This window comes from Streptomyces sp. NPDC037126 (genome assembly GCF_055605965.1).
On record NZ_JBVJTD010000074.1, the window covers coordinates 1 to 4,250 of the forward strand.

Annotated in this window: 1 protein-coding gene; it reads left to right on the forward strand. The window is 72.2% G+C overall.

Features of this window, described 5'->3' with window-relative positions; genetic code table 11:
* On the forward strand, positions 1-4,250 hold a 4,250-nt coding region (locus ACZ7FF_RS44815; protein WP_470820506.1), incomplete at both ends, for a type I polyketide synthase.

Below are 4,250 nucleotides of genomic sequence, written 5' to 3' on the forward strand. Positions count from 1 at the left end.
TATGCGGCGGCCAACGTCTATCTGGACGCCCTGGCCCTGCACCGTCGTTCGCTGGGTCTGGCTGCGCAGTCGCTGGCCTGGGGCGCGTGGGCGCCGACCGCCGGTATGACGGCGACGTTGTCCGAGGCCGAGCGCAAGCGGATCGTCTCCTCGGGCATCCCGCCGCTCAGCGTCGAGCAGGGGCTGGCGCTCCTCGACACCGCGACCACCCTCGACGAGCCCTGTCTCATCCCTATCGGCAAACTCGCGGGCCCAGCCGCACTGCCGGGTGAGGTACCTCCGCTGTTCCGGGGACTGATCCGTGGCGGTCGGCGCAGGGCGGCGGGCGCGGGCGGTGCCGCCATCGCGACCGAACTCGCGCTGCGCCTGCGGGAGCTGCGCGAAGACGACCGGGTCCCGCACGTCCTGGGACTCGTACGAGCCGAAGCGGCCGCCGTGCTGGGCCATACGTCCGCCAAGTCGGTCGCGTCGGAACGGGAGTTCCGTGACCTCGGCGTGGACTCGCTGACCGCGCTGGAGCTGCGCAACAGGCTGACCGCGGTCACGGGCCTGCGGCTGCCCGCCACCCTCGTCTTCGACCACCCGACCCCCGCCGTCCTCGCCCAGCACCTCGTCGGCGAACTGCTGGACGAGCAGGGTGACGCCGCGGGTGCGTCGACTGTCTCCACGCGCGGGCCCGACGACGAGCCGATCGCCATCGTCGGAATGGCCTGCCGGATGCCCGGCGGCGTCGAGACTCCCGAAGCGCTGTGGGACATGCTGCTCGACGGCCGGGAAGGCATGTCGGAGTTCCCGGGCGACCGCGGCTGGGACCTCGACGCCCTGTTCGGCACCGGTGGATCGGACGGGCGCGGTGTCAGCGCCACCAGGCGCGGAGGTTTCCTGTCCCGGCTGGCCGAGTTCGACGCCGGCTTCTTCGGGATCTCCCCGCGTGAGGCCCTCGCCATGGACCCGCAGCAGCGGCTCCTCCTCGAAACCTCCTGGGAGGCGATCGAGGGCGCGGCCATCGACCCGTCATCGCTGCGCGGCAGCCGAACCGGGGTGTTCGTGGGGACGACCGGCCAGGACTACGCGTCGCTGGTCATGAACTCCCGCGAAGACGTGGAGGGTCACGCCAGCACCGGCCTCGCCAACAGCGTGATCTCGGGCCGCGTCTCGTACACCTTCGGCCTGGAGGGCCCGGCGGTCACCGTCGACACGGCCTGCTCCTCCTCCCTCGTGGCCATGCACCTGGCCGCCCAGTCGCTGCGCAGCGGCGAGTGCACGCTCGCCCTCGCCGGCGGCGCGACCGTCCTGACCACGCCCATGAGCTTCCTGGGCTTCACCCGGCAGGGCGGTCTGGCCACGGACGGGCGGTGCAAGGCGTACGCGGACGCGGCCGACGGCACGGGCTGGTCGGAGGGCGTGGGCGTCCTCGTACTGGAACGGCTCTCGGACGCCCGGCGCAACGGGCATCCGGTCCTGGCCGTCGTGCGCGGCTCCGCCGTCAACCAGGACGGTGCCAGCAACGGACTCACCGCCCCCAACGGCCCCTCCCAGCAGCGCGTCATCCGCCAGGCCCTCGCGAACGCCGGACTGTCACCGGCGGAGGTGGACGCCGTCGAGGGCCACGGCACGGGCACCACACTCGGCGATCCCATCGAGGCGCAGGCCCTGCTGGCGACGTACGGCCGCGACCGCGATGGGGGGCGTCCGCTGTGGCTGGGCTCGGTGAAGTCGAACATCGGTCACACGCAGGCCGCCGCCGGTGTCGCCGGTGTGATCAAGATGGTGATGGCGATGCGGCACGGGGTGCTGCCCCGCACCCTGCACGTGGACGAACCCTCCACCCACGTCGACTGGTCCGCGGGCGACGTACGGCTCCTCACGGGTACGACGCCCTGGCCTGAGGTGGACCGGCCGTGGCGAGCCGGGGTGTCGTCCTTCGGCCTCAGCGGCACGAACGCGCACGTGATCGTGGAGCAGGCCACCACGGTCGGGTCCCAGGACATTGAGCCGGCTGTCGAGCCCGGTGTGGTGCCGTGGGTGGTGTCGGCGAAGTCCGAGGCGGCGCTGGACGCGCAGGTGCAGCGCGGCACGGCGCTGGACGGTGTACATCCGCTGGACGTGGCCTTCTCCCTGGCGTCCGGGCGTGCGCGGATGGCGCACCGGGCGGTGCTGGTGGACGGCGCCGAGGTCGCGCGGGGTGTGGCGGTCGAGCGGTCGCCGGCCGTGCTGTTCTCGGGGCAGGGGTCGCAGCGGCTGGGCATGGGCCGCGAACTCCACTCACGCTTCCCGGTGTTCGCGGAGGCGTTCGACGCCGTCTGCGTCGGGCTGGACAAGCACCTCGCCCGGTCCGTCCGTGATGTGGTGTGGGGCGAGGACGAGGGGCTGCTGGACCAGACGCTGTACACCCAGACCGGCTTGTTCGCGGTGGAGGTGGCGCTGTTCCGACTGGTCGAATCCCTGGGCGTGCGGCCGCAGTTCTTGGCCGGGCACTCGATCGGCGAGGTCACCGCCGCGCACGTGGCGGGCGTGTTCTCGCTGGAGGACGCGTGCGCGTTGGTGGCGGCGCGCGGTCGGTTGATGCAGGCGCTGCCCGAGGGCGGCGCGATGCTCGCCATCGAAGCGACCGAGGACGAAGTGCGGCCATTGCTGGGTGAGTTCGTCTCCCTGGCCGCGGTCAACGGCCCCTCGTCCGTGGTCGTCTCCGGAGCGACGGAGGCGGTGCGGAAGATCCGTACCGAATTCGAGGCACTGGGGCGCAGGACGACACCGCTGCGGGTGTCGCACGCCTTCCACTCGCCGTTGATGGAGCCGATGCTGGACGGCTTCCGTGCGGTGGTCTCCGGCCTCTCCTTCTCGCCTCCGGAGATCCCGCTGGTCTCCAACGTGACGGGTGGGGTGGCGTCTGCCGAGTTGGTCTGCGACCCGGAGTACTGGGTGCGGCACGTGCATGAGACCGTCCGCTTCGCCGACGGGATCGACACCCTGCGCGAAGCGGGGGTCTCGGCCTTCCTGGAGGCCGGACCGGACGCCGTCCTCACGGCGCTGACGCGGCGGAGCGTCGCGGACGACGAGCAGGACCTCGTCGTCACGCCACTGCTGCGCAAGGACCGGCCGGACGAGACCTCGTTCGTGACGGGACTGGCGCGCATGCACTGCGCCGGTGTCGACGTGGACTGGGTCAGGCTGTTCGAGGGAACCGGCGCCCAGCGCGTCGACCTGCCCACCTATCCCTTCCAGCGCGAGCCCTACTGGCCCACGCCGGCCGTGCGGACGGGCGACCTCAACGGTGCCGGCCTGACCGCGACGCACCACCCGATGCTGGGCGCGACCCTGTCCGTGGCGGACGACGAACGCACCCTGTTCACAGGACGGCTGTCCCCGAGGACCCAGCCCTGGCTCGCCGACCACACCGTCGACGGGACAGCGGTGTTCCCGCCCTCGGCATTCTTCGAGCTGCTGATCCGGGCCGGCGACCAGGTCGGATGCGACCGCGTGGAGGAGCTGGTCCTGACCGCGCCGCTCCTGCTGTCGAAATCCCGTCCGACGGCGATCCAGGTGACGGTCGGAGCCCCGGACGAGTCCGGTACCCGCGAGATCCGGTGCCACGCACGCCCGGACGACGCGTCCGACCAGCCGTGGACCTGCCACGCGACCGGCAGGATCAGCGCCGCCGAGTCCTTCCCCGACTTCGACGTGCCGGTGTGGCCACCGCAGGACGCCGTGCCCGTCCAGCTGGAGGGCTTCTACGCGGACCGCGGCCTCGGGCCCGCGTTCCGGACGGTGCGCGCGGTGTGGCAGCGGGGCGACGAGGCCTTCGTGGAGGCCGCGCTTCCGGACACCGGAGACGATGCCGCCCTGTACGGGCTCCACCCGGCACTCCTGGACGCCGCCTGCCAGACGGTCGGCTTCACGGGAGTCGACGACAGCGAGCCGCTGACCGTTCTCGCCTGGAACGGGGCGTCGCTCCACGCCACCGGTGCGTCCGTCGTACGGATCCGCGTCACGAAGCTCGACGAGCACACGGTCTCGATCTCCGCAGCCGACGCAGAGGGCGCACCCGTGCTCTCGGTCCGGTCGGCCAGGCTGGGGGCACTCCCGGTCCAGGCCGGCCCCGACAACGCCGTGGACGGCACCACCCTGTTGCGGTTGGAGTGGGTGCCGGTCTCGGGTGGTGTGCGGTCGGCTGCTGATGTCGCGGCGTCGGTGGTGGTGCCGTTGGAGGCGTCGGATGCGACTCCTGCCACGGTGCATGAGGTGTCGGT